General features: G+C 31.0%; 20 protein-coding genes and 1 tRNA gene. 14 read left to right on the top strand and 7 right to left on the bottom strand.

The genetic code is table 11. The annotated features are described in order from the left end of the window. Window positions 1-60: 60 nt before the first annotated feature. Together rpiB and H2650_RS03030 are read right to left on the bottom strand one after the other, a co-directional pair. Complete coding sequence (rpiB, locus tag H2650_RS03035; RefSeq protein ID WP_188049278.1) at window positions 61-489, bottom strand: ribose 5-phosphate isomerase B; 429 nt, start codon at window positions 487-489, stop codon at window positions 61-63. A 744-nt stretch (window positions 490-1233) separates the two neighbouring features. Continuing rightward, window positions 1234-1467 (bottom strand): DUF2007 domain-containing protein, encoded by a 234-nt coding sequence (locus H2650_RS03030; RefSeq protein ID WP_188049277.1) that lies wholly within the window; start codon window positions 1465-1467, stop codon window positions 1234-1236. Window positions 1468-1586: 119 nt separating this feature from the next. Between H2650_RS03030 and rnr the strand changes: the two genes are divergently transcribed. From rnr to H2650_RS03015, 3 genes are read left to right on the top strand one after another with little or no spacing between them, the layout of a single operon-like run. After that, complete coding sequence (gene rnr / locus H2650_RS03025; RefSeq protein WP_188049276.1) at window positions 1587-3779, top strand: ribonuclease R; 2193 nt, start codon at window positions 1587-1589, stop codon at window positions 3777-3779. Between the two features lie 4 nt (window positions 3780-3783). Then, window positions 3784-4452: a head GIN domain-containing protein gene (locus tag H2650_RS03020; RefSeq protein ID WP_188049275.1), complete on the top strand. Its 669-nt coding sequence runs from the start codon at window positions 3784-3786 to the stop codon at window positions 4450-4452. A gap of 41 nt (window positions 4453-4493) precedes the next feature. After that, window positions 4494-5171 carry a LysE family translocator gene (locus H2650_RS03015; RefSeq protein WP_188049274.1) on the top strand — a complete coding sequence of 226 codons (678 nt, stop codon included), beginning with the start codon at window positions 4494-4496 and terminating at the stop codon, window positions 5169-5171. A gap of 1156 nt (window positions 5172-6327) precedes the next feature. On the opposite strand, the gene H2650_RS03010 is transcribed toward H2650_RS03015, so the two are convergent. Beyond that, window positions 6328-6398: transfer RNA gene (locus tag H2650_RS03010), tRNA-Cys, on the bottom strand. A gap of 127 nt (window positions 6399-6525) precedes the next feature. Beyond that, window positions 6526-6885, bottom strand: coding sequence for a dihydroneopterin aldolase (gene folB / locus H2650_RS03005; protein WP_188049273.1), 360 nt, complete (start codon window positions 6883-6885; stop codon window positions 6526-6528). Window positions 6886-6994: 109 nt separating this feature from the next. Here folB and H2650_RS03000 point away from each other — a divergent pair, with 109 nt between their 5' ends. The 4 genes from H2650_RS03000 (at window position 6995) to H2650_RS02985 (ending at window position 10395) form a co-directional block, all read left to right on the top strand. Continuing rightward, window positions 6995-9097, top strand: coding sequence for a glutamine--tRNA ligase/YqeY domain fusion protein (locus tag H2650_RS03000; RefSeq protein WP_188049272.1), 2103 nt, complete (start codon window positions 6995-6997; stop codon window positions 9095-9097). Window positions 9098-9400: 303 nt separating this feature from the next. Continuing rightward, the gene (locus tag H2650_RS02995; protein ID WP_188049271.1) at window positions 9401-9730 is read left to right on the top strand and encodes a YtxH domain-containing protein; all 330 of its coding nucleotides are present in this window, start codon (window positions 9401-9403) and stop codon (window positions 9728-9730) included. A gap of 38 nt (window positions 9731-9768) precedes the next feature. Beyond that, window positions 9769-10119, top strand: coding sequence for a competence protein (locus H2650_RS02990; RefSeq protein ID WP_188049270.1), 351 nt, complete (start codon window positions 9769-9771; stop codon window positions 10117-10119). Between the two features lie 3 nt (window positions 10120-10122). Beyond that, the gene (locus H2650_RS02985) at window positions 10123-10395 is read left to right on the top strand and encodes a DUF6327 family protein (RefSeq protein WP_188049269.1); all 273 of its coding nucleotides are present in this window, start codon (window positions 10123-10125) and stop codon (window positions 10393-10395) included. A gap of 32 nt (window positions 10396-10427) precedes the next feature. Here the strand turns inward: H2650_RS02985 and H2650_RS02980 are convergent, their stop codons facing one another. Both H2650_RS02980 and gltX read right to left on the bottom strand, forming a co-directional pair. After that, complete coding sequence (locus H2650_RS02980; RefSeq protein WP_188049268.1) at window positions 10428-11414, bottom strand: SPFH domain-containing protein; 987 nt, start codon at window positions 11412-11414, stop codon at window positions 10428-10430. A gap of 143 nt (window positions 11415-11557) precedes the next feature. Continuing rightward, on the bottom strand, window positions 11558-13063 hold the full coding sequence (gene gltX / locus H2650_RS02975; RefSeq protein WP_188049267.1) for a glutamate--tRNA ligase: 1506 nt from the start codon (window positions 13061-13063) through the stop codon (window positions 11558-11560). Between the two features lie 172 nt (window positions 13064-13235). On the opposite strand from gltX, the gene H2650_RS02970 reads away from it, so the two are divergent. The 6 genes from H2650_RS02970 (at window position 13236) to H2650_RS02945 (ending at window position 23513) form a co-directional block, all read left to right on the top strand. After that, the gene (locus tag H2650_RS02970) at window positions 13236-16514 is read left to right on the top strand and encodes a hypothetical protein (RefSeq protein WP_188049266.1); all 3279 of its coding nucleotides are present in this window, start codon (window positions 13236-13238) and stop codon (window positions 16512-16514) included. Then, the gene (ybeY, locus tag H2650_RS02965; RefSeq protein WP_188049265.1) at window positions 16511-16930 is read left to right on the top strand and encodes an rRNA maturation RNase YbeY; all 420 of its coding nucleotides are present in this window, start codon (window positions 16511-16513) and stop codon (window positions 16928-16930) included. The genes H2650_RS02970 and ybeY overlap by 4 nt, the downstream gene beginning before the upstream one ends. A gap of 185 nt (window positions 16931-17115) precedes the next feature. Further along, the gene (gene mnmG / locus H2650_RS02960) at window positions 17116-18987 is read left to right on the top strand and encodes a tRNA uridine-5-carboxymethylaminomethyl(34) synthesis enzyme MnmG (RefSeq protein WP_188049264.1); all 1872 of its coding nucleotides are present in this window, start codon (window positions 17116-17118) and stop codon (window positions 18985-18987) included. A 263-nt stretch (window positions 18988-19250) separates the two neighbouring features. Then, window positions 19251-20105: a bifunctional 2-polyprenyl-6-hydroxyphenol methylase/3-demethylubiquinol 3-O-methyltransferase UbiG gene (locus H2650_RS02955; protein ID WP_188049263.1), complete on the top strand. Its 855-nt coding sequence runs from the start codon at window positions 19251-19253 to the stop codon at window positions 20103-20105. A gap of 241 nt (window positions 20106-20346) precedes the next feature. Continuing rightward, on the top strand, window positions 20347-20952 hold the full coding sequence (locus H2650_RS02950) for an OmpH family outer membrane protein (protein ID WP_255462784.1): 606 nt from the start codon (window positions 20347-20349) through the stop codon (window positions 20950-20952). A 293-nt stretch (window positions 20953-21245) separates the two neighbouring features. Next, the gene (locus H2650_RS02945; protein ID WP_188049262.1) at window positions 21246-23513 is read left to right on the top strand and encodes a helix-turn-helix domain-containing protein; all 2268 of its coding nucleotides are present in this window, start codon (window positions 21246-21248) and stop codon (window positions 23511-23513) included. Between the two features lie 415 nt (window positions 23514-23928). Here H2650_RS02945 and H2650_RS02940 read toward each other — a convergent pair whose 3' ends face one another. Further along, on the bottom strand, window positions 23929-24876 hold the full coding sequence (locus H2650_RS02940; protein ID WP_188049261.1) for an SPOR domain-containing protein: 948 nt from the start codon (window positions 24874-24876) through the stop codon (window positions 23929-23931). Window positions 24877-24978: 102 nt separating this feature from the next. Between H2650_RS02940 and dprA the strand changes: the two genes are divergently transcribed. Further along, a complete protein-coding gene (dprA, locus tag H2650_RS02935; protein ID WP_188049260.1) occupies window positions 24979-26079 on the top strand; it encodes a DNA-processing protein DprA in 1101 nt (366 codons plus the stop codon). Window positions 26080-26098 lie beyond the last annotated feature (19 nt).

Raw genomic sequence — 26098 nt, 5'->3', positions numbered from 1 at the left:
AAAAAGCCCAGTTTTATCAACTGAGCTCCTATTTATTTGGTGCGAAGCACCGCAATTTTTTTAGCAAGAAATTTTATCCACTCTAGTTTGATGTCTTCCGCCTTCAAAATCAGTATTTAAGAAAGTTTCAACCATTTCTACTGCTTGTGCAACAGAAGTATAACGTGCAGGAATACTAATAATATTGGCATCGTTATGCTGACGCGCTAAAGCTGCAATTTCTTTCATCCAACACAAAGCAGCACGAACTTTTTGATGTTTGTTAGCCGTCATCGCAATTCCGTTACCGCTTCCGCAAATAATAATTCCAAAATCAGCTTTTCCTTCGGCAACATCTGTTGCAACGGGATGACCAAAATCAGGATAATCAACACTTGCTGTAGTATCGGTTCCGTAATTAGTTACCTCATATCCTTTTGCTTGAAGCATATCTACAATTGCTTTTTTGTAATCTGGTCCTGCGTGATCATTTCCTATTGAGATTTTCATACTCTATTTTTTAAGTTGTGTGCTGCAAATTTAAATAAAGTAAGTCTATACTATTCAATAAAAATGAGGGTTATTTTAAGCAAGACTTTAATTATATGTACAATACTATTATTTAGTTATAATAAACAACTTAAGGAGCAGTAAACCATGATATTATGAGTTATCAACAATTATATCGGTTCTATAAATAGTTGATAATCAATGTTAATTCTAAAATAAATATGTTAAAATTTTGCATTGTTAATAGTGAAAGCTAACTACTTGATATTCAGTTAACCTTAAATTAACATTTATTGTTCATAACTTAGGATAGAATATTAGAAGTTTTTTTTGGATATCAATAAAAAATACCTAATCCAAAACCGACATTAGAAATCCTAATTTAGTTAGCCTATTTTTTAGAATAGTTATCAATATTAAAAAGTAGGTTATCAACAAAAAATGATAGTTGAAGTTATTTACAAATTCAATATAAAAAGGGTTATCAACGATTGTTAATTACTATTGAAAAAAGCTTAGAAACGAATACTTTATAAAAATATAAGTATGTTGATAACTCAATATAACCTCTTGAAACTTGATTTCAATGCTTTTTAAAATAAATTTATTGCAACTATTAACAAGCTATAATAACAACCAAGAAAGATTTTAAATTTAAATTTTCTTTTTGTTTATATTAATATATGTTGACAACTTTCAAAAAAAATAAACTTTCAAAAAAATTATTTGAGAATGAGTACTACTTTAAACGATGGTCAAATTGTTATTTAGGTTATCCAATAACTCTTGCACTTTTTCAAAATCGTTTGGATGAATTTTAAGTTTAATTCCGCCCAAAGCATTTGAATACATTGGTGCAAAAGAGGACATAATTTCATTTTCAAAAAAATAATGAATTTCTTCTTGATCTAATAAATGTTTCAGGACAACGATTTCATGTGAATAATTGAAAATTGCCACTGTTTTGAATTCTTCCATATTTATACTTTTTATAAAGATACAACTATTCTGTAAAGTTATATTTTCTTTAAATATGGCTTATCTTTATCGATAACAGTTTACTATTTTGTAATTTTAGACTTTTAAGAAAAGAATTTATGAGTAAAAGATTAAGAAAGCCGATAAAAAAAGGGAAAGATTTCTCCGATAAAATAATAAAAATATTATCGCAAAGTGCTAATAAAGCATTCAATTATAAACAAATAGGAGCAAAGCTAGAGCTTGATGATACCGAAAGTAGAAATCAAATTATAAAAGATTTAAAGATTTTAGCTTCACAAAATAAAATTATTGAATCAGAACCAGGAAAATATTTAATTAAAGCAGTTAGTAAAGATTATTACGAAGGTAAAATTGATATGACTGGTCGTAAAACAGCCTATTTTGTTTGTGCTGATCTTGACGAAGATGTATTTATCCCGACCAATAATCTGAATCACGCTTTAGATAAAGATATTGTCAAAGTTTATGTGTACAATAAAAGACAAGGTAAAAAACCAGAAGGTGAAGTTATTGAGGTTATAGAAAGACACAAAACTGATTTTGTAGGTGTAATTGATATACAAGCCAATTTTGCTTTTGTTTCTACTGCAAATCCAAAAATGTATACTGATATTTTTATTCCAAAAGATAAAATAGGAGAGGCAGAGCAAGGAGATGTAGTTTTAGTTCATATTGAAGATTGGCCAGCCAAAGCAGACAGTCCTTTTGGATCTGTTATAAAAGTGTTAGGAAAACCAGGAGAACATGATACTGAGATTCATGCTATTCTTGCCGAATATGGTTTGCCATCAGAATTTCCTATTGAAGTAGAGACCTTTGCACAAAAAATAGATACCTCTATAACCGAAAGTGAAATTGCAAAACGTCGTGACATGCGCGATACGTTGACTTTTACTATCGATCCAAAAGATGCGAAAGATTTTGATGATGCCTTATCTTTCAAAAAATTAGAAAATGGGAATTATGAAATTGGTATTCACATTGCCGATGTTTCGTATTATCTTCAAGAAGGAACAATCCTAGATGATGAAGCGTATCAAAGAGCAACTTCTGTATATTTAGTAGATAGAGTAGTGCCCATGTTACCCGAAGTATTATCAAACTTTGCTTGTTCATTGCGTCCAAATGAAGAGAAATATACCTTTTCTGCAGTGTTTGAAATCAATGAAGATTCGCAAGTAATGAATCAATGGTTTGGAAGAACAGTTATTTTTTCTGATCAACGTTTTGCTTATGAGGAAGCACAATACATCATAGAGACTAAAGACGATACAATTCCCGAAGAAATTTCTATTACAGGTAGTTCTTATAAAGTTTCAGAAGATATTGTAGCAGCGACGCTAAAATTAGATTCGCTCGCTAAAATTCTTAGAAAAAAGAGAATGGCCGAAGGAGCTATCACTTTTGATAAAGTAGAAGTGAAGTTCAATTTAGATGAAAACGGAGAACCTCAAGGCGTTTATTTTAAAGTTTCTAAAGATGCCAATCATCTAATAGAAGAGTTTATGTTATTGGCCAACAGAAAAGTAGCCGAATACATAGGAAAACAAAAGAAAACTTTTATTTATAGAATTCACGATGAGCCCAACGAAGATAAGTTAATTGCCATGCAAACGGTAATTGCAAAGTTTGGTTATAAAATAGATTTCCGTAATAAAGGCGATATTTCTAAATCATTGAATAGCTTAATGGAGCAAGTAAATGGTAAAAAAGAGCAAAATCTTATTGATACATTGGCTATTAGAAGTATGAGTAAAGCCAAATATTCTACAGATAATATTGGTCATTATGGTTTAGCATTTGATTTTTATTCTCATTTTACGTCGCCTATTCGTCGTTATCCAGATATTATGGTGCATAGATTGTTACAGCATTATCTTGATGGAGGAAAATCTGTAGATGAAGAAACCTATGAAACCAAATGTTTGCATTCTTCAACCATGGAAGGTTTGGCAACCAATGCAGAACGCGATTCTATCAAATACATGCAGGTTAAATACATGCAAGATCATAAAGATGAAGAATTCCTGGGTGTTATTTCTGGTGTTACCGAATGGGGTATTTATGTCGAAATTATCGAAAATAAATGCGAAGGAATGTGTAGAATTAGAGATATTAAAGATGATTATTACACATTTGATGAAAAACAATATGCGCTAAAAGGAGAAACTTCTGGTAAATTATTACAATTAGGAGACGAAATTTACGTTAAAGTAAAAAATGCCGATTTAGTAAAAAAACAATTGGACTTTAATTTTTTAAGAAGAGTGGAAGAACCATTAAAATAAAAAAATGAAAAAAGTAGTAATTATTGCATTGGTGCTTTTAGCACAATTTACACATGCACAAGTAAGTAGAAACCTAGGTGATTTTGATCAAGTAAAAGTTTTTGATAAAATTTCAGTTCAGTTGATAGCTGCAAACGAAAACAAATTAGAAATTACTGGATCACGTGCTGCAGAAGTTGAAACGGTCAATAAAAATGGAGATTTAAAAATAAGAATGCCTTTTCCAAAGCTATTATCTGGGAATGATATTGTGGTGAAGTTATATTACAAAAATCTAGAAAGTATTGCAGTAAGTGAGGGAAGTTCTATAACTAGTGCGAATGATTTTAAACAAACTAGTTTAGAGTTAAATGCAAAATCGGGTGGTGAATTAAGCTTAAATGTTGATGTTGAAAAGGTAAGTGTAAAAGTAAATTCAGGCGGAATTATTTCTCTTTCTGGTAAATCTACCAATCAAAATGTAGCTATTACTTCTGGAGGTATTCTAAATGCTAAAGATTTAAATACTTCTCAAACTACTATTACAGTTTCTGCAGGAGGACAAGCTGAAATTAATGCTAGTACTTTGGTTGAGGCTAAAGTAAAAGCTGGAGGCTCTATTTTTATCTATGGAAAACCAAAACAAATTAACCAAGAAATTTTTATTGGTGGAACAATTTTGGAGAAAAATTAGTAAATTACATTAGATTTGTTGGTAATAAATGTACATTTTTGATGGTAAACGATATTTTAGCAGGTATTCCTTGGGGAATTTTCTTAAGTTTTATGATAGGTCCTGTATTCTTTATTTTGCTAGAAACTAGTATTTTAAAAGGATTTAGAGCCGCTTTAGTTTTTGATTTAGGTGTAATTTTAGGAGATATTGTTTTTATCGGAATTGCTTATTTAGGTAGTTTCAGATTAATTCAAAACTTAAAAGACAAGCCTGCTCTTTTTATTTTTGGAGGAATATTAATGTTAGTTTATGGTTTGATATCTTTTATTAAATTAAAAAATGAACAGAAAATCAATACCGATTTGATTGATAAAGAGATTATAAAAAAGAACTATGGAAGTTTATTCGTAAAAGGTTTCTTTTTGAATATTATAAACATAGGAGTTCTTGGTTTTTGGTTGGCAGTAATTATCTCGGTAGGACCAAAACTAGAAATGCAAAACTCAAGAATGATAACTTTTTTTGTAACCGTAATTTTGTCTTATTTAATTGTTGATTGTATCAAAATAATCTTGGCAAAACAGTTAAAGAATAAATTGACACCAGTAAATATTTTAAAAATTAAAAAAGGAATCAGTATTGTTTTAATGGTTTTTGGAACAGTTTTAATCACACAAGGTTGGTTTCCAAAAGAAAAAGAAATGGTAAAACACGCCTTAGAAAAAATTGATAAATAAGCTTTTAAAAGTTTTATTAATATCACTATATCCTAATTCTGAATAATTATTCAGAATTAGGATTTTTTTATACTCACTATTTAATAGTTGAATATTAGATACTTAATTAATTATAATTATTTACAATATTGGAAAATACTAACAATTTATAATCACTTTACTGAGGCTAGTAAGATGACAAATAGTTTAAAAAGTTTTATTTAAAATTATCTAAAATATAGTAATAAACCTCCAAGTTCCTTGAAGGTTTCAGAGACATCGTCTGGATTCAAACATTATCTTTAATTAATTTTTGTTAAAAATTAGACCTAAAAAAACCTCCAAGTTTGCTTGAAGGTTTCAGAGGCATCGTCAGGATTCGAACACTATCTTTAATTAATTTTTGTTAAAAATTAGACCTAAAAAAACCTCCAAGTTACCTTGAAGGTTTCAAAGGCTTCGTCCGGATTCGAACACTATCTTTAATTAATTTTTCTTAAAAATTAGACATAAAAAAAACCTCCAAGTTTCCTTAAAATTTTCAGAGGCTTCGTCCGGATTCAAACATTATCTTTAATTAATTTTTCTTAAAAATTAGACATAAAAAAACCTACAAGTTTCCTTGAAGGTTTCAGAGGCATCGTCCGGATTCGAAAACTATCTTTAATTAATTTTTCTTAAAAATTAGACCTAAAAAAACCTCCAAGTTTCCTTGAAGGTTTTAGAGGCATCGTCCGGATTCGAACACTATCTTTAATTAATTTTTCTTAAAAATTAGACTTAAAAAAACCTCCAACTTTCCTTGAAGGTTTTAGAGGCATCGTCGGGATTCGAACACTATCTTTAATTAATTTTTATTAAAAATAAGACATAAAAAACCTCCAAGTTTTCTTGAACGTTTCAGAGGCATCGTCGGGATTCGAACACTATCTTTCATTAATTTTTCTTAAAAATTAGACATAAAAAAAACCTCCAAGTTTCCTTGAAGGTTTTAGAGGCATCGTCGGGATTCGAACACTATCTTTCATTAATTTTTCTTAAAAATTAGACATAAAAAAAACCTCCAAGTTTCCTTGAAGGTTTTAGAGGCATCGTCGGGATTCGAACACTATCTTTAATTAATTTTTCTTAAAAATTAGACATAAAAAAAACCTCCAAGTTTCCTTGAAGGTTTCAGAGGCATCGTCCGGATTCGAACCGGAGTAGGAGCTTTTGCAGAGCCCAGCCTAGCCACTCGGCCACGACGCCAATTATTTATTGGTTTGCAAATGTACTATAAAAAAATCAAATTCCAAATTTCAAATTCTAAATAAAACAGATAATTATTTTCCTTTAAAATATGAAATCTTAAATCGCTACTCAACAATAATTAATATTAACTTCTGTATTCTTCCATTTCAATCGTAACCGCTTCAACATCACCACCAATAGGAGGATTCAATTTAGAAACTCCAACAATTATTCTAGAAACTTCTGGAATTTCATTAAAAACACGGTTGATAATTCGATGCGCTACATGTTCTAATAAATCAGAACGAATTGCCATTTCTTCTACCACAATGCTGTTTAAAAGCACATAATCTACGGTATCTTTCAAATCATCTGATATGCTTGATTTTCTTAGATCCGTTTTGACCTCTAGATTGACTATATAATCAGATCCAATTTTTCCTTCTTCGATTAGACAACCGTGGTAGGAGTAGGTTCTAATATTTTTTAGTTTAATAATTCCCATTTTTTATTTAATATATTGTTTGTTGAAAAATTCAGTTCTGAAAGAAAACTGCAAAGTGTAAAGTGATAACTGTAAACTTTTTTATCTTTGCTAAAATTAAGAAAAAAATATGTCAACCGAAGAAAAATCACTCCATTTTATAGAACAAATCATTGAGGATAGTTTGTCCAATGGTTTTCCAAAAGATAAATTACGTTTCCGTTTTCCACCAGAACCTAATGGATATTTACATATTGGTCATGCCAAGTCCATTTGTTTGAACTTTGGTTTAGGTTTAAAGTACAATGCGCCAGTTAATTTACGTTTTGATGACACCAATCCAGCCAAAGAGGAGCAGGAGTATGTTGACGCTATTAAGGAAGATTTGAAATGGTTGGGATTTGATTGGACAGAAGAATTATATTCTTCCGATTATTTTCAGCAGTTGTATGAATGGGCTGTTGCTATGATCAAAAATGGTAAAGCGTATGTAGACAGTCAATCTTCTGAAGATATGGCGATTCAAAAAGGAACGCCTACACAACCTGGTGTTGATGGTCCTTATAGAAATCGTTCTATCGAAGAAAATCTAGCTTTATTTGAAGCCATGAAAAACGGTGATCATCCAGAAGGAAGTCACGTTTTACGTGCTAAAATTGACATGAAATCAACCAATATGTTGATGCGAGATCCTTTGATGTACAGAATATTACATCGTCATCATCATAGAACTGGTAATGATTGGAATATTTATCCTATGTACGATTATGCGCATGGAGAAAGTGATTATATAGAGCAAATTTCACATTCTATTTGTACATTAGAATTTGTAATGCACAGGGAACTATACAATTGGTTTTTAGACCAAATTTATGATACTAATCAAGTTAGACCTCACCAATACGAATTTGCTCGTTTGAACTTGAATTACACGGTAATGAGCAAACGTAAACTTTTGCAGTTAGTTCAAGAAAATATAGTAAATGGTTGGGATGATCCAAGAATGCCAACTATTTCTGGACTAAGAAGAAGAGGGTACACTGCTGCTTCTATTCGTAAATTTTGTGAAATTATAGGCGTGGCCAAAAGAGAAAATGTAATCGATTTTTCCCTTTTAGAATTTTGTTTGCGTGAAGATTTAAACAAAACGGCTCCAAGAGTAATGGCTGTTTTAGATCCAATTAAACTTGTAATTATTAATTATCCTGAAGATAAAGAAGAATGGCTAGAAGCAGAAAATAATCAAGAAGATGAAAGTGCTGGTTTTAGAAAAGTTCCTTTTTCAAGAGAATTATATATTGAGAGAGAAGACTTTTTAGAAGAAGCTCCAGCTAAATTTTTCCGTTTGAGTTTGGGTAAAGAAGTCCGTCTTAAAAATGCTTATATTATTAAAGGTGAACATGTTGTAAAAGACGCATCAGGTACTATTACAGAAATTCATGTTACTTATGATGAAGATAGTAGAAGTGGAAGTGGGAGTGAAGCAAGCCAAAGAAAAGTAGCAGGAACCTTGCATTGGGTGACTATAAAACATGCTATTGAAGCCGAAGTTCGTTTGTATGATCGTTTGTTTATTGATGAAGCACCAGACAGTCATAAAGAGAAAAATTTCTTAGAATTTATGAATCCAAATTCTCTGGAAGTTATAAAAGGTTTTGTAGAGCCAAGTTTAGCTACTGTACAAGCAGGAGAAAAATTCCAGTTTCAACGTTTAGGATATTTTAATGTGGATAAAGATTCGACCGAAGATAAAATTATCTTTAATAAAACGGTTGGCTTAAAGGATGCTTGGGAGGAAAAAGGCAAAAAAGAAGAAAATTTATTGATGAATACCCAAAAAGAAATCAATAAATACGTTAAAGAAAAAGAGGAGAATAATGCATTTTTGATTTTAAATTCTATTATTGCTAACATCAAAAGTATCGATAATTACAGTTTAATTATTCAAACTGTTGTCAAAAATATTAAGAATGATAACAACGCTTTATTATTTTCTAATTTGATTTTACAACATTCTGATAAAGTAAAAGTAAAAGATATTGATGCGGAAACTTTGACTAAGTTATATACGATGTCTTTAAAAAGTCAATTGGCTGCTGTTCGAATTTTAGCGATTGAAAATTTACAAGTTGATCTTACTAATTTTAATCTTTTTGAAAACCAACTTTCGGAATTAAAAAAGATTGAAAAAAATGAAAAAGTGTTACAATTATTAACACATCTTAAAATATAATGTTTATCTATTAAATAGATTTTATTTATAAAAAGCTTTCTTTAAGAAAGCTTTTTTTTATTATTGTAATTTATTATTACTATTTTATTTTTAATAAGTAGTTTTGATTAAAAACGACCTTCATAGATTAAATTTAAAGCATTATTTTAAAATAATTAGCAAAGAATATCGTGTTGTAAATTGCGTTTATTAAACGGTTTGTATTGGCTTTATAGTTTGTATATATATACTTTAACGACTTGTTAACGGGAACTTGTTAATAATTTTGTAACTTTATAGAACAAACTTTTAAAATATATAATTATGTCTAAAAATTCAGGAAATACATTAGCAGCAATTTTAGTAGGAGTAGCCGTTGGAGCAGGCTTAGGAATTTTATATGCTCCAGATAAAGGATCTAAAACTAGAAAAAAAGTTAAAGATGGTTTTGATGATGCTAAAAGTGATTTGCATCACAAATTAGATTCGGTAACGTCAGAGTTTAGTAAAAAATTAAATGCTGCCAAATTTGATCTTGAAGATACATATCAAGATTTAGTTTCAAACATGAGTCATAAAACAGAAGATGTAATTTCTTTTCTTGAAAATAAATTATCGGATTTGAAAAAGCAAAATACAAAACTTCAAAAATAATTTGATTTAACTATTTTAATATACCCAACACAAACTATATGGCTTTTGAAGAATTAAAAGAAAATACAGAGGAAATTCAGGAACAAATTCATGCTTATATTAAAACTAATGTTTCCTACTATAAGTTATGGGGTTTTAAAGTAGCGATGAAATCAACTACAATGATTCTTAAATTCTCCTTGATTTTATTGTGTTTGAGTATGGTATTATTATTTTGTTCGATAGCAGGAGCATTGGCAATTGGAAAATCTTTAGAAAATTATCCTCTAGGTTTTTTAATTATTGGTGGTATATATCTTTTAATTACTAGTTTGTTATTTTTAATAAAAGACAAAATTGTTGAAGGACCTATTTTAGAGAAATTTTCAGAAATATTTTTTAACGACTAAATTATGGGAATCAAAAAATATACGTCTTATTCTCAAATAGATACAGAACTCGAAATTTTAAAGATTGAAAAGGAAATTAGTTATGAAAAATTGGTTTTTGGTGTAAAGAAAACAAAGGAAAACTTAACACCTCAAAATATTGTAAGTGATTTAATTAGTACTTACAGTTCAGCTATTCCTTATGGAGCTCTTGTTTCTGCAAGTGTTCCGTTTGTACTTAATAAAGCAATTCCGTTTATAAAGAATTGGTTTACCAAAAGAAAAAGAGGCTCATAAGCCTCTTTTTTCTTTTTAAATACTATATTAATTTATTCTTCTGTTTCAGTGTTACTAGGAGCTTCTGGCAACTTGTAATCAGTTCTATTTTGTTTTTTAGGATTAGATTTGTCATTTCTAATTTTCATCATTTCGCCTACTTGATTAGAAGCGCTAAATGACGCGATCATATTATTTAGCATGTCACTACCAGCTTGTGGGGAATTAGGTAGTAAAATCAAGTTAGAATTAGCATCAGCACCAATAGCTTGTAGTGTATCATAATGCTGAGTAACAACAATTAAAGCAGAAGCTTCCTGAGAATTAATTCCTACTCGGTTTAATACATCAACACTTTCTACTAATCCTTTTGCAATCTCTCTTCTTTGATTTGCAATACCTTGACCTTGTAAACGTTTACTTTCTGCTTCTGCTTCCGCTTTAGCCACAATTCTAATTCTCGAAGCTTCTGCTTCAAACTCAGCAACTGTTTTCTCTCTATCGGCTGCATTTATTCTGTTCATCGCATTTTTTACTTGAATATCGGGATCAATATCAGTTACCAAAGTATTGATGATTGTATAACCATAAGTAGTCATTGCTTCATTTAATTCTCTCTTTACTGCTACTGCAATATCATCTTTTCTTTCAAAAACATCATCTAAGATTAATTTTGGAACTTCTGCACGAACTACATCAAATACGTAAGAGGTAATTTGGTCGTGTGGATATTCTAATTTATAAAATGCATCATAAACCGTTTCCTTTACAACCATAAATTGAACGGAAACTTTAAGTTTCACAAAAACGTTGTCTTTAGTTTTAGTTTCGATGATCACATCTAATTGTTGAATTTTAAGATTCACACGTCCTGCAATTCTATCTATTACGGGAATTTTTAATTGTAAACCAGATTGTCGGATACTTAAAAACTTACCAAAACGTTCTATAACAACTGCTGTTTGTTGTCTTACTGTGAAAAAAGAAGATAACAGAATAAACAACCCAAACACAAATAGGATAATTAATGCGACATTCATATTGTTTTTATTTTAGTTAAAAATTAACTGACAATTTACAAAATTAAAACTAGGTTTCTGATGTTAATAATTATTTAAAAAATTAGCTCGATTTTATCCATTTTAAGACCAAAAAAAAGCCCTGAATTTCAGGGCTAATATTGTTATAATGTAGTAATTGCTTTTTCTATTCTTTTAATGGTTTCTTGTCTTCCTATGATTTCTACAATATCAAATAGGTGAGGACCTTTGAGAGCACCTACCAAACTCAATCGGAAAGGTTGCATTATTTTACCCATTCCAATTTCATTTTTTGTCATCCAGTCTTTTACTATCGTTTCAATATTAGTAGATGTAAAATCTGTGATTTCTCCAAGAACTGAAATTAACTCTTGCATTAAAGCTGGAGTTTCTGACTTCCAATTTTTAGTTGCTTTCTCATCATAGTTTGTTGGAGCTTCAAAAAAGAAATCACTCATTTCCCAAAATTCCGATACGAAATGTGCACGTTCTTTTATCAAAGAAACTATTCTAATCAAATTATCATCTGTAACCTGGATATTTTTTTCAGCTAAAATAGGAGCGAAGGCTTTTGCTAGATCAGAATCTTTTTGCTTCATTAAATATTGATGATTGAACCATTTGTTTTTTTCTGGATCAAATTTTGCACCCGCTTTATGAACTCTATTCAAATCAAAAGAAGTTACTAATTCTTCTAGACTGTACAATTCTTTTTCGGTTCCGTCGTTCCAACCTAATAAGGCTAAAAAGTTAAGTACCGCTTCAGGAAAAAATCCTTTTTCTCTGTAACCATAAGAAATTCCTTCTTCGGTTTTCCAATCTAATGGAAATACAGGAAAACCTAATTTATCACCATCTCGTTTAGATAATTTTCCGTTACCAATTGGTTTCATTATTAATGGTAAATGAGCGAATAGGGGAGCATCCCATCCAAAAGCTCTGTACAATAAAACATGTAAAGGCATTGACGGTAACCATTCTTCTCCACGAATTACATGTGAAGTTTCCATTAAATGATCATCTACAATATTAGCCAAATGGTATGTTGGCATTCCGTCACTTTTAAACAATACTTTATCATCTAAAAGATTCGTTTCAAATTTTATATCTCCACGAATAATGTCATGTAAATGCAATGTTTCATTTACTGGAGTTTTAAAACGAATTACATAATGTTCTCCATTAGCAATTCTTTGAGCTGTTTCCTCTTTAGAAATTATTAATGAAGTATCTAGTTTTTCACGATTATGATGATTGTATATAAAAGTTTTTCCTTGTTCTTCTTCTTCTTTTCTAATAGCATCAAGCGCTTCAGCTGTATCAAAAGCATAATACGCATTTCCAGAATTAATTAAATCCTTAGCATATTGTTGGTATAAATCTTTTCTTTCGCTTTGACGGTAGGGACCAAATTTTTCATTTACACCCATGGTTTCGTCTGGAGAAATTCCAAGCCATTTTAAGGCTTCCAATATATATTCTTCTGCTCCTGGAACATAACGGTTTTGATCTGTATCTTCTATTCGCAAGAAGAAAACACCATTGTTTTTTTTGGCAAATAAATAGTTGAATAATGCGGTACGAACTCCGCCAATATGTAAAGGTCCAGTTGGACTAGGTGCAAAACGCACACGAACTTGTTTAGACATCTTTGATAATTTTGGTGTAAAGATACGATTCTAAGTATAAAATTGTAAAATGAATTCATTTCTAATAGAATACTAATTTGTTGTTTTTTTTAAAATTTTGCTGTTTTTCTTATTTGTTCAATATCTAATTAAAATTATTACTTTTATTGGTTATATATAATTATCAACTATTTTGGAACTACAGCATTTTATTTATCAAAAATTAGAAGCTTTCATCAGGAAGTTTTATACCAACGAATTGATTCGAGGAACTATTTTGTTTGTTGGTTTAGGGTTGTTGTATTTACTTTTCACTCTTTTTATTGAGTATTTTCTTTGGTTACAACCAGTAGGAAGGACTGTTTTATTTTGGACTTTTATCTTAGTTGAACTTTATCTTCTTTTTCGTTTTATATTGTTCCCAGTTTTTAAATTGTTTAAACTTCAAAAGGGTATAGACTATAAACAAGCTTCTTCTATAATTGGAAATCATTTCTCAGAAGTGAATGATAAGTTGACTAATTTTTTACAACTTTCAAATGCATCTCCACAGCAAGAGCAATCTGAATTGTTATTAGCTTCTATAGAACAAAAAGCAAATCTGCTACAACCAATTCCTTTTGGTAACGCTATTAATTTTAATAACAACAAGAAATTTTTTCCTTTAGCTATTCTTCCAATTCTTCTTTTATCCTTTTTCTATTTTTCTGGAAATACTACTATAATTTCTCAAAGTTTAAATAGGGTGGTTCATTTTAATTCTGTGTTTTTGCCACCAGCTCCTTTCCAATTTGTTCTACTTAATTCTAGTTTGTCAACGCAAGAAGGAAAAGACTTTAATATTCGTGTAGAAACCCAAGGAAAGATTGTCCCAGAAAATGTCATGATTTTTATCGATGATGAAAGTTATTTTATGGAATCTAATAAGTCAGGTATTTTTGAATTTAAAATTAATAAACCAATAAAAAATACTTCTTTTTATTTAAAAGCGAATACAGTCGAAAGCCCTGATTATCTTTTAAAAGTAATCACTGTTCCGGCTATTGCTAATTTTGAAATGCTTCTTACTTTTCCCGCTTATTTAAATAAGAAATCGGAAATTATTAAAGGAACTGGTAATGCTATTATTCCCGAGGGAACTCGTGTTACATGGAAAATTAATACTGTTGCTACCCAAAATGCCGATTGGATTAGTAACAATACTAAGATTTCTTTCTCTAATCTTGAGAATCAGTTTGTTTTATCAAAAAATATCATTCAAAATACAGATTATCAAATTATTACATCGAATAGCAATGTAAAAAACTATGAAAAGCTAAATTATCAGCTTTCTATAGTAAAAGATCAATTTCCTATGATCAATGTTAGCAATGCTCCAGACAGTTTAAAGGTTTCTAAGAATTATGTATTGGGAAAAATTTCAGATGATTATGGTTTTTCTAAACTTCAGGTAGTGTATTATCAAAGAGATAAACCGCAAACTATAAAACGGGGAACTTTGCCAACCAAGAAAACAAATTTTGATCAATTTGTTTTTTCTTTCCCAAGTAATTTACCAGTGGAACAAGGAGTGTCCTATGATTATTATTTTGAAGTTTTTGATAATGATGTTTTACATAATTTCAAAAGTTCTAAATCAACAGTATTTTCGAACCGAATTGCTACAGAGGAAGAAAAGGAAGATCAAGTTTTGCAACAGCAAAATGATAATATAAACAGTTTAGAAAAGTCTTTAAAAAATCAAGATAAGCAGATTTTAGAAATGGACAAATTGCAAAAATCTGGTAAAGAAAAAGTAAATCTTGATTTTAATGAACAACAAAAAATTAATGATTTCATCAAACGTCAAATGAAACAAGATGAAATGATGAAAGACTTTACCAAAAAATTAAATGAGAATTTAGATAATTTCAAAACAAATCCTAAAGATGAATTTAAGGAAGAATTGAAATCAAGAATGGATCAAACAGAAAAGGAATTAGAAAAAAATAAAAAACTCCTGGATGAATTAAAAGACTTAAATGATAAAATCCAAAACGAAGAATTTTTATCTAAATTGGATAAGTTCAAACAAAACACCAAAAATCAAAACAAGAATTTAGAGCAATTGGTCGAGTTAACCAAGAAGTTTTATGTCGAAAAGAAAGCGGAACAATTAGCAAAGAAGTTAGATACACTTGCTAAGAAACAGGAGCAGATGCTTAATAATGACAAGGAAAACAATCTGGATCAACAAAGAGGAATTAATAGTGATTTCGATAAAATCCTTGAAAATCTTAAAGACTTAACTAAAGACAACAAGGATTTGAAAGCACCAATTGAATTGCCTAATGATACAAATAAAGAAAAGAGTATAGAACAAGAGTTGTTGAAAGCACTTGATCAATTAAAGAATGAGAGGAAAGACAAAGCCAAATCAAACCAAAAAAATGCTGCTCAAAAGATGAAAGAAATGGCGCAGAAAATGGCTGAGGGTTTAGCCGATTCTAAACAAGAACAATTACAGGAAGATATTGTAATGTTGCGTCAAGTATTAGATAATTTATTAGCTTATTCTTTATCGCAGGAAAGTTTAATGAACCAATTTAAAAAATATAAATCGGGATCACCTTCTTTTAACAAAAACATAAAGATTCAACAAGATCTAAAAATGCAGTTTAAACATGTTGATGATAGTTTATTTGCCATGTCTTTGCGTAATCCCAAAATAGCGGATGATATTACCAAGGAAATAGGTAATGTGATTTATAATGTTGACAAGGCGCTTACGAGTTTTACGGATGCGCAACTTCCAAAAGGATTATCACACCAACAATATAGTATTGCTGCAGCCAATAAACTTGCTGATTTTTTAAGTGATTTATTAAGTTCTATGCAAATGCAAATGCCTGGTTCAGGATCTCCAAAACCGGGGCAGGGACAAGGAATGCAATTATCAGATATTATTAAAAAGCAAGAAGGGTTAGGTGATAAAATAAAAGATGGATTAAATAAATCAAATAATCCGTCAGATTCTAATAAAGGTAATAATGGCAATAAAGGAAAAGAGGGAGAAAATGGTGAAGGAGATGCAGAAGCAATCATGCAAATCTATAAAGAGCAAAAGCAATTGCGTGAAGCTCTAGAAAAGGAATTAAACAAACAAGGTTTAAATGGTGCTGGACAAATCAGCATTGACAAGATGAAGCAAATTGAAAAAGAACTTTTAAATAAAGGTTTTAAAAACGAAACCCTTCAAAAAATAATTAATCTAAAGCAAGATTTATTAAAATTAAATACGGCTGTACAACAACAAGGAGAAGAAAACAAAAGGCAATCGGAAACCAATAAAAAAGAGTTTTATAATCAATCTAATGCTTTGCCACCTGCGCTTTTAGAATATTTAAACAGTATAGAGATATTAAACAGACAATCATTACCTTTGCGCTCGAATTTTAATCAAAAGGTTCAAGAATATTTTAATAAAAAATGATCAATTTTAATTACGAAACAGAATTTAGTTTAGACAATGAAGAAGCTATTGCTTTGTGGTTGTCACGTGTTATTGCATCTGAAAGCAAAAAAGAAGGAGATATAAATTATATTTTTTGTGATGATGAATACCTTCACAAAATCAATGTTGAATATCTAAACCACGATACGCTTACAGATGTTATAAGTTTTGACTATTCAGTAGGAAATGAAATAAACGGTGATTGTTTTATTTCTGTAGAAAGAGTTAAAGACAATGCTCTAGATTTTAACGTTACTTTCGACGAAGAAATCAAGAGAGTTTTAGCCCACGGTATTTTACATTATTGCGGATATAAAGACAAAACAGAATCTGACGGAGCAATAATGCGACAAAAGGAAGATGATAAAATCGCGCTGTTCCACGTGGAACAGTAAATAGAAATCAAATCTTTTTTTAATAATGTTTCACGTGGAACATAATTTCATAGATAGTTATTCTTTGTTTCGCGTGGAACATGTAATGAATTTCTACCTTTTTAAATGCTTTATGTTTCACGTGGAACAATGATAATAATTTCAAAATTACAACCTTGCTTTAATAAGGTTAAAATCCATAACAGATGTTTTTAGAGGAATATGATGTGATAGTTGTTGGCGCTGGTCACGCTGGCTCTGAGGCTGCGGCGGCAGCCGCAAATTTAGGTTCAAAGACTTTGTTGGTTACGATGAGTTTGCAAAACATTGCACAGATGTCTTGTAATCCTGCAATGGGAGGTATCGCAAAAGGTCAAATAATAAGAGAGATCGATGCTTTAGGCGGATATTCTGGAATTGTCTCAGACAGAACGGCTATTCAGTTTAAGATGTTAAACAAGTCAAAAGGTCCAGCAATGTGGTCTCCAAGAGTTCAAAGTGATCGCATGCGTTTTGCTGAAGAATGGAGAATGATGTTAGAAGGAACGCCTAATTTGGATTTTTACCAAGAGATGGTCAAAGGTTTGATTATCGAAAATGGTAAAGTAAAAGGTATAAAAACTTCATTAGGATTGGAAATCCGATCTAAGTCAGTTGTGTTAACTAATGGAACTTTTTTAAACGGATTGATTCATATTGGTGAAAAACAATTTGGTGGTGGTAGAGCAGGGGAAAGTGCTGCTTACGGAATTACCGAAGATTTGGTTGCTGTAGGTTTTGAATCAGGACGAATGAAAACAGGAACGCCTCCACGAGTTGATGGACGATCTTTAGATTATTCTAAAATGAATGAAGAAAAGGGAGATGCTAAGCCAGATAAATTTTCTTATTCGGATGTAACGTCTCCGTTGATTCATCAAAGATCGTGTCATATGACTTATACGTCACAAGCAGTTCATGATGTTTTAAGAGAAGGTTTTGATCGATCGCCAATGTTTAATGGTAGAATAAAAAGTCTTGGTCCGAGATATTGCCCTTCTATTGAAGATAAAATTAATCGTTTTGCAGATAAAGAAAGACATCAATTGTTTGTAGAACCAGAAGGATGGAAAACTTGTGAGGTGTATGTAAATGGATTTTCAACCTCACTTCCTGAAGACATTCAATTTAAAGCGCTTCGTACAGTTGTAGGTTTTGAGAATGTCAAATTCTTTCGTCCTGGTTATGCGATTGAATACGATTATTTTCCACCAACACAATTGAAACATACTTTAGAAACTAAATTGGTTGAGGGTTTGTATTTCGCTGGACAAATTAATGGTACTACGGGATATGAAGAAGCTGCATCTCAAGGTTTGATGGCAGGTATAAATGCGCATTTAAAAGTGCATGAAAAAGCACCTTTGATTTTAAAAAGAGATGAAGCTTATATTGGAGTTTTGATTGATGATTTAATTACCAAAGGAACTGAAGAGCCTTATAGAATGTTTACGTCACGTGCAGAATATAGAACGTTACTTCGACAAGATAATGCTGATTTTAGATTAACACCAATGTCTTATGAAATTGGTTTAGCTTCAGAAAAGCGTTTGCGTCGTATGGAGCATAAATTAAAGGAGTCCGAAAAAATGGTTGCCTTTTTTAAAGATACCAGTGTAACGGTTGCCGAAGCCAATCCAATTTTAGAAGCCAAAGAAACCGCATTGATCACGCAAGGTGATAAGATGTTTAAAGTTTTCTCGCGTCCACAAATTGACATAGACGATATGTTGAAGTTTGATAAAGTAAGAACTTATATTGCCGAAAATGATTTGGATCAAGAGATAATTGAACAAGCAGAAATTCAAGTGAAATATTCGGGCTATATAGAGAAAGAAAGAAATAATGCCGATAAGCTTCTCCGATTGGAAGATGTAAAAATTCCTGAGAATTTTGATTATGATAAAATCAAATCGATGTCTATAGAGGCCAAACAAAAATTAAGTAAAATTAGACCGGTTACTATTTCACAAGCTTCACGAATAAGTGGAGTGTCGCCTAGTGATGTTTCGGTGCTGTTGATTTATATGGGAAGGTAGGAATTGTAGAATGCAGATTCTTGATTTAGGATTCTTGGTTTAGGATTTAATAGCAGATTTAAAATAATCGAATTAATAATTATGATTTTTTTTCTTCATTCCGATTTTAATTTTTTTATATCTCTAATTATTTTGTTCCACGTGAAACTATCTTCAAAAACTTTAAAAATAAAAGCATAATAAATAAATAAATTTTTCCCGAAAGCGCTAATATGCTTTCGGGATTTACTTTAAAAAACAAATTTTAAAATCCGCAGCAATTAATGGACATTTCAGGTAAAAAGCATTTCTTATCGGTCAAAGATTATTCAGTATCTCAAGAAGATTTTGATTTATATTACGATGAGAAGTTGGATATGTTAATTACACATCCGCAACCTAGTTTAGAAAATTTAGGTAAGTATTATGAAAGTGTCGACTATATTTCGCACACCGATAGCAAAAGATCTTTATTTGAAAAATGTTATCATTTCATTAAGAGTATTGCTTTAAAAAATAAATTAAATTTGATCAATTCAGTACAACCTGCCAAAGGAAGTATTTTGGATATTGGTGCAGGAACTGGAGATTTTTTATCATTCGTTCAACAAGAGGGTTGGCAAGCAATAGGAGTAGAGCCAAGTGAAAAAGCAAAAGCAATTGCAAAAAAGAAAGGGGTTTCATTTGTTGGTAATACAATCGAATTAGAAAATAATTCTTTTGATGTAATTTCGATGTGGCATGTTTTAGAACATGTACCAGATTTAGATTCTCAAATCAAAGAATTAAAACGATTATTAAAACCCAATGGGACTTTAATAATTGCTGTACCTAATTTTAAATCTTTCGACGCAAAACATTACGGAAAGTTTTGGGCCGCTTTTGATGTTCCAATTCACTTTTGGCATTTCTCTAAAACAGCAATAAAATTATTGTTCGAACAGGAGGAAATGAAATTAGTAAAAACACTTCCTATGAAATTTGATTCCTATTATGTGAGTCTACTTTCGGAAAAGTATAAAAATGATAAAATGAATTTTATAAAAGCATTTATCATCGGATTACAGTCTAATTGGAAAGCAAAGAAGAATTTTGAATATTCATCGCATATTTACGTCTTAAAAAACGACTTAAAATGATTTTAAGGCCATTTAAAGGCTTTTCGGCTGACTGGTCAGTATTATATATGTTTTTTTTAAATAAATCGCTTAATAAATCGCTAAAAAAGCCGTTTTGAATAATAAAAAATTATGTTCTTCTGATTTATAATAATAAAATCTTATAGTATAAATAAACACCATTTTAGAAAGTTTTTGTTAATACTATCTATTTTTTTATATTTTTGTCAACGATACATAAAAATCCAGAAATTCATCAAAAATGAAATTGATTAATCACAAATACCAAAATAGAAATAATAAAGACATGAATAAAAAAGCATTAATCCTTATCGCATTAGCAATTTCAGTTGTTGCTTGTAACAAACCTGCAGAAGCAGCTAAAGAAGTAAAAACGGCTTACGTAGATACTTCTGAATTAATGAAAGAATATACAGAGGCAAAAGACCTTGAAGCAAAATATAAAACCAAAGCAGAAGAAAAAGGAAGACAGTTAGACGCTGAAATAAAAAGATTCAAACAAGAAGCAGCCAATTTTCAATCACAAGCACAAGCTAACGGTCAAGAATGGGCACAAAAGAAAGGTGCAGAATTACAAAAAAGAGAGCAACAATTAGGATATGCACAACAAGCATTATCTCAAGAGTTGCAACAAGAAAGTGGTAAAGAAATGGATTCTCTAGTAAGTGGCGTGAAGAAATTCATCAAAGCATACGGAAAAGAAAAAGGATATGCTTACATCTATGGTACGGGCGATGCGGCTTCAATTTTATACGCAGAGGATAAATTTAACATTACCAAAGAAGTGATTAAGTCCTTGAATGACAAATACAAGTCAGAAGAAAAAAAGGAAGAAGTTAAAAAATAAGTTTTTATATTAATTCGTAAAAAAGCCTTCATCTATAGTTAGATTGAAGGTTTTTTTTTGAAGCTATTTCCCGCTATTCACTTCAATTTCTCTTTTAGAAAATTTTTTTTCTTAGCCATAAAAGGAGCTTCTATAAGTCGCTCTTTTCTGTCTAGAAAAAATAAATTTCTAAATTTCGAGGATTTACGTTACTATCGGGGCTATAAAACTCGAATAGAAAACACAAATATTTTACATAGAATGCTAATTTAATTCCTTATTTTCAATACTTTAGCTAATTATATATACGCCTAATGCAAACTATTTCCGAAGCAGCAGCTTACACCTTACAATTTATCAATCAAACCCATCGCTCTGTTTTTCTAACCGGAAAAGCAGGAACTGGTAAAACAACACTTTTACGCGAAATTATCCAGACGACTCACAAGAATACTGTTGTTGTGGCGCCAACTGGGATAGCCGCATTAAATGCTGGTGGAGTAACCATTCACTCGATGTTTCAGTTGCCTTTCGGTGGATTTATTCCAGATAATTCGGCACCGCAATTTTCGGATAGCACCAAATTTGAAACCAAAGCCACTTTGCGCAGGCATTTTAAAATGAGTGGCTTAAAGAAATCGGTAATTCGAAACATGGAATTATTGATTATTGATGAAGTAAGTATGTTGCGTTCCGATTTGCTGGATGCCATGGATTTTATGATGCAAACCGTTCGCAAAAAATCGACGCCCTTTGGTGGTGTTCAGGTTTTGTTTATTGGTGATTTGTTACAATTACCGCCTGTAATTCGAGACGAGGAATGGCGCACTCTGAAAACTTATTATCGCGGAAAATTCTTTTTTCATTCCCACGTAATTCAACAAAATCCTCCATTGTATATCGAATTGTCCAAAATTTTCCGTCAGACAGACGATACTTTTATTTCGGTTTTAAACAATTTGCGAAACAATCAAATTTCGCAACAAGATATTCTAACATTAAATAAATATGTAAAACCCGATTTTGACTTAAAAGCTAATAAAGGTTATATTACTTTGACAACCCATAATAATAAAGCTGACACGATGAATGCCCAGGCTTTAGCTGATTTAGAGGGAAAGTTAGTCGTTTATAATCCTGATATTGTTGGTGATTTTCCTGATAAAATTTTCCCCGTGGAACAACAATTACAATTAAAAGTGGGAGCACAAGTAATGTTTGTCAAAAATGATCTTTCAGCAGAAAAAGACTATTTCAACGGAAAGATGGGTGTTATCAAGTCACTTTCTAATGAAGAAATATTAGTTCATTTTCCAGAAGAAAATAAAACAATTGAGGTTGGAAAATACGAGTGGAAAAATATTCGTTACAAAGTAGATGAAGCCACAAAGGAAATCGAAGAAGAAGTTTTAGGTACTTTTGTACATTATCCAATAAAATTAGCTTGGGCCATTACAGTGCATAAAAGTCAAGGCTTAACATTTGACAAAGCTGCACTCGATGTTTCGCAGGTTTTTCTTCCAGGACAGGCATACGTGGCATTATCGCGTTTGCGTTCCTTAGAAGGGCTTATTTTGCTCTCTCCTTTGCAAATGAATGGTATTTCAAACGATCAAGATGTAATGGACTATTCGCTAAACAAAGCTTCTGATGATTTTTTAAAGAATGCACTGCACTTTGAAACCAAAAATTTTATTCATAATTACTTGATTAATAGTTTTAATTGGATCGATTTAGCCCAGGAATGGCGCAATCACAAATTTAGTTATAACGAAAACGGTGAAAGTTCCGTTAAATCTAAACAAGCGTCTTGGGCAGCCAAGCAGTTAGAAGTTATAGAACAACTTTTGGATCCTTCTAGAAAATTTGTTTCTCAATTAAATAAACTTTTTAGTCAAGAAACAGTCGATATGAATCATATTTCAGAACGCATTCAAGCAGCGTTAAGCTATTTTATGAAACCTATGGATGATTTGGTTTTTGAAATTTTATGGAAAATTGAAGAAGTAAAGCGAACTAAAAAAGCAAAAACGTATTACGAGGAACTTATCATTTTGGAAGAATGGCAAACCAAAGCCGTTTTGCAGTTAATGAAAGCTAAATTATTGATAGAAACTGTAGTTGCAGGTGAAACGATTTCTAAAGAGAAATTGACCTCAGAAGAAATAAAAAAATACATAAGCCATAAAACAACTGCTATTCAGGAGCAATTTAAAAAATTGAATATTACTTTGATTGATGATGACAAAGATTTAGAGCGTTATACTTCGAAAAAATCTAAAACAAAAGCTCCTAAAAAGTCAACGGTTCAAGAAACCTATGAATTATGGGTAGAGAAGAAATCTATAGATGATATTGCGACAATTAGAGTGCTGACTAAACAAACCATCTATTCTCACTTTGTACAATTGATACAAACTAAAGCGGTATCGATTTCTGAGGTTTTGCCTGCAGATAAAATTCAAACTTTAGCCGCCGCTTTCAAAGGATATAAAGAAGAATCGCTAAATACTTTAATGGAAAATAATAGTGAAAAATTTACCTGGAACGAAGCCAGAATGTACAAAGCGAGTTTGAATTAAATTTTAAAAGGAGATTCAAAAAACAATTAGTTGGTTTTTTTTCAAATAATTTTTTATTGCAACTAATGAATACTAATAAAGTTGATTTACTTTCTTTTTCAATTGAAATATTAGACGCTGTTAGCTACAATTACAAAGTAAATTTCGGTAGTGTTTTTTTAAATAACTGCTGAGTCTAACAAAGCAGTCCTTTAGGTATGCGATAAGCTTCAAAATAGCTGTTTTAAGGGTAAAATTTATTAAAACCAAGTGAGTATAAAGGTGTTGGTTTTTTGCCTCCTCCGGGATTAAAAAAGCTTTATTTTGAATTTTAAATCATGTTTCTAATTTCATACACGTTTTAAAATAGTTTGAGCAAAAAAAAACACCTTCAAAAGTAAAAGATTTTTGAAGGTGTTTTTTTTAATTTAAATTTTTATAGCGATTCTATCAAAATCCAAGCATCAGGATTATGCTTTTCGTTGATTTCTTTTTTCGCTTTTTCTGCTTCTGCAAATGTTGCGTAACTTCCATACAAAACAGGATAATAACCATTTTTATTTGCAGCAATACGTTTGGCGTTGTATCCCAAACGAGTTAGATTTCGCAAAGTTTTGTCGGCATTTTTTTCCTCACGGTACACACCAGCCATAATGTGATAAGGCATTTTTACTTCTTTATCTGATTTTACAGAAAGAGTAACGGCCGGAACTGGAGTTTCTATAAAGAAAGTAGCTTCTTGAATTTTATTTTGAACTTGTTTTTGTACAGATGTTTTAACCACTATCGTTTCTGATGCGATTTGGTTTTGATACATAGGATAAGCTACGCTAGCAGCAATACCTATACCTAAAACAAAAATAGCGGCATATTTTAAATATGATGGAGCTGTTTTAGAATCTACTGTTCTCAAAGAAATTGTTGTAGAGTTGTCTGTTTTTTGTATTTCTTTTTCAAAATTTTCTCTCTTAACAAGTGGAGAAATAAAAGGAGCTAAACCAAAAGAACTCGTTAGATAATTCGCTTGATCGTAGGGAGTGAAAATCATGTTTCTATCGGCATTCAAACGAATTGAGCCTACATTTTTAATTGCAAGGATTTCATTTTTCTCTAATGTCATCTTCCAATTAAAAACTTCGCGCTGAATAGCACTCAACACATAATCATAAGAGGTTTTCTCTGCTAGTGCAATATGACTCGCTAACAAACCATCATTATTTTTTAAATTAGCATTAAAAGCAATTCTCTTTTTAGGCGGAGAAAAAGAATTCGAGTTCTGATTTAATTGAGCCGATTGTATTTCGGTCAAAAAAGCTCCAAAACCAGGAACAGTTACACATTGATAACGGTATAGAAGTTGTGCGATGTATAGTTCAATTTTCATAGATACAAAGTTAGTCAAGCAAAATAGTTATCAAAATTTTATTCACAATTTTTATTAACAATTCGCATAAAAATTTATACATTTCACACTCAAATAATTAGCATGAACGAACAAGATTTATTTTATTTACTGGCTTTGCAAAAAATAGAGGGAGTTGGTGATATTATGGCCAAAAAACTCGTGACTTATCTAGGAAGTGCCGAAGCTGTTTTTAAAGCAAAGTCATCACAACTTGCTGGAATTGATGGAGTAGGAGCAGTGCTGTTGAGAAATTTAAAAGACAAATCGGTATTTGAAAAAGCTAATCAAGAAATTGAATTCATCAAAGAAAATAATATTAGTGTTGCCCATTTTCAAGACGAGAATTATCCAGAACGGTTGAAACATTGTATCGATGGACCTCTTTTATTATTTACATCTGGAAATATTGATCTAAAAAACAGAAAAATAATTAGCATTGTAGGAACGCGACAAATCACTTCATACGGAACCGATTTTTGTAGAAAATTAATTGAAGATTTGGCTCCATTGGATCCTATAATCGTAAGCGGATTTGCTTACGGTGTTGATATTGTTGCGCATCAACTAGCAATGGAATATAATTTACAAACCATAGGAGTAGTAGCGCATGGACTGAATCAAATATATCCCAAAACGCATAAAAAATACGTGGCAAAGATCGAAGAAAATGGTGGCTTTATGACGGAGTTTTGGAGTTCCTCAAATCCTGAGAAAGAGAATTTTGTGAAAAGAAACCGCATTGTAGCAGGAATGAGCGAAGCAACTATTGTAATTGAATCGGCGGATAGAGGAGGTTCCTTGATTACTGCAACTATGGCAAATGATTATAACCGTGACGTGTTTGCCGTTCCAGGTCGAGTTACCGATAAGTACAGTCAAGGTTGTAATAATTTAATTAAAACCCAAAAAGCAAACGTACTCACTAGTGCGGCTGATTTGGTTTATATTTTAAATTGGGATATTGAACAGAAAACAAAATCAGTACAAAAACAATTGTTTGTTACTTTAGAAGACGACGAGCAAAAAGTATACGATTACTTGTTAAAAACAGGGAAAGAACTAATGGATATTATTGCTTTGCGCTGCGATTTCCCAATTTATAAAATCTCTGGAATGCTGTTGAATATGGAATTGAAAGGAGTGATTAGACCATTGCCTGGGAAATTGTTTGAGGCGATATGATTTTTAAAACCCCAGATTC

It is taken from the genome of Flavobacterium sp. GP15, from assembly GCF_014281985.1.
Classification (GTDB): Bacteria; Bacteroidota; Bacteroidia; order Flavobacteriales; family Flavobacteriaceae; genus Flavobacterium; species Flavobacterium pygoscelis.
This window is presented reverse-complemented; position numbering and strand designations above follow the sequence as displayed.

Bases quoted from the DNA above. Each gene is read 5' to 3' on its own strand.
- rpiB (WP_188049278.1), bottom strand. From the start codon at position 489: ATGAAAATCTCAATAGGAAATGATCACGCAGGACCAGATTACAAAAAA.
- H2650_RS03030 (WP_188049277.1), bottom strand. From the start codon at position 1,467: ATGGAAGAATTCAAAACAGTGGCAATTTTCAATTATTCACATGAAATC.
- rnr (WP_188049276.1), top strand. From the start codon at position 1,587: ATGAGTAAAAGATTAAGAAAGCCGATAAAAAAAGGGAAAGATTTCTCC.
- H2650_RS03020 (WP_188049275.1), top strand. From the start codon at position 3,784: ATGAAAAAAGTAGTAATTATTGCATTGGTGCTTTTAGCACAATTTACA.
- H2650_RS03015 (WP_188049274.1), top strand. From the start codon at position 4,494: ATGGTAAACGATATTTTAGCAGGTATTCCTTGGGGAATTTTCTTAAGT.
- folB (WP_188049273.1), bottom strand. From the start codon at position 6,885: ATGGGAATTATTAAACTAAAAAATATTAGAACCTACTCCTACCACGGT.
- H2650_RS03000 (WP_188049272.1), top strand. From the start codon at position 6,995: ATGTCAACCGAAGAAAAATCACTCCATTTTATAGAACAAATCATTGAG.
- H2650_RS02995 (WP_188049271.1), top strand. From the start codon at position 9,401: ATGTCTAAAAATTCAGGAAATACATTAGCAGCAATTTTAGTAGGAGTA.
- H2650_RS02990 (WP_188049270.1), top strand. From the start codon at position 9,769: ATGGCTTTTGAAGAATTAAAAGAAAATACAGAGGAAATTCAGGAACAA.
- H2650_RS02985 (WP_188049269.1), top strand. From the start codon at position 10,123: ATGGGAATCAAAAAATATACGTCTTATTCTCAAATAGATACAGAACTC.
- H2650_RS02980 (WP_188049268.1), bottom strand. From the start codon at position 11,414: ATGAATGTCGCATTAATTATCCTATTTGTGTTTGGGTTGTTTATTCTG.
- gltX (WP_188049267.1), bottom strand. From the start codon at position 13,063: ATGTCTAAACAAGTTCGTGTGCGTTTTGCACCTAGTCCAACTGGACCT.
- ybeY (WP_188049265.1), top strand. From the start codon at position 16,511: ATGATCAATTTTAATTACGAAACAGAATTTAGTTTAGACAATGAAGAA.
- mnmG (WP_188049264.1), top strand. From the start codon at position 17,116: ATGTTTTTAGAGGAATATGATGTGATAGTTGTTGGCGCTGGTCACGCT.
- H2650_RS02955 (WP_188049263.1), top strand. From the start codon at position 19,251: ATGGACATTTCAGGTAAAAAGCATTTCTTATCGGTCAAAGATTATTCA.
- H2650_RS02950 (WP_255462784.1), top strand. From the start codon at position 20,347: ATGAAATTGATTAATCACAAATACCAAAATAGAAATAATAAAGACATG.
- H2650_RS02945 (WP_188049262.1), top strand. From the start codon at position 21,246: ATGCAAACTATTTCCGAAGCAGCAGCTTACACCTTACAATTTATCAAT.
- H2650_RS02940 (WP_188049261.1), bottom strand. From the start codon at position 24,876: ATGAAAATTGAACTATACATCGCACAACTTCTATACCGTTATCAATGT.
- dprA (WP_188049260.1), top strand. From the start codon at position 24,979: ATGAACGAACAAGATTTATTTTATTTACTGGCTTTGCAAAAAATAGAG.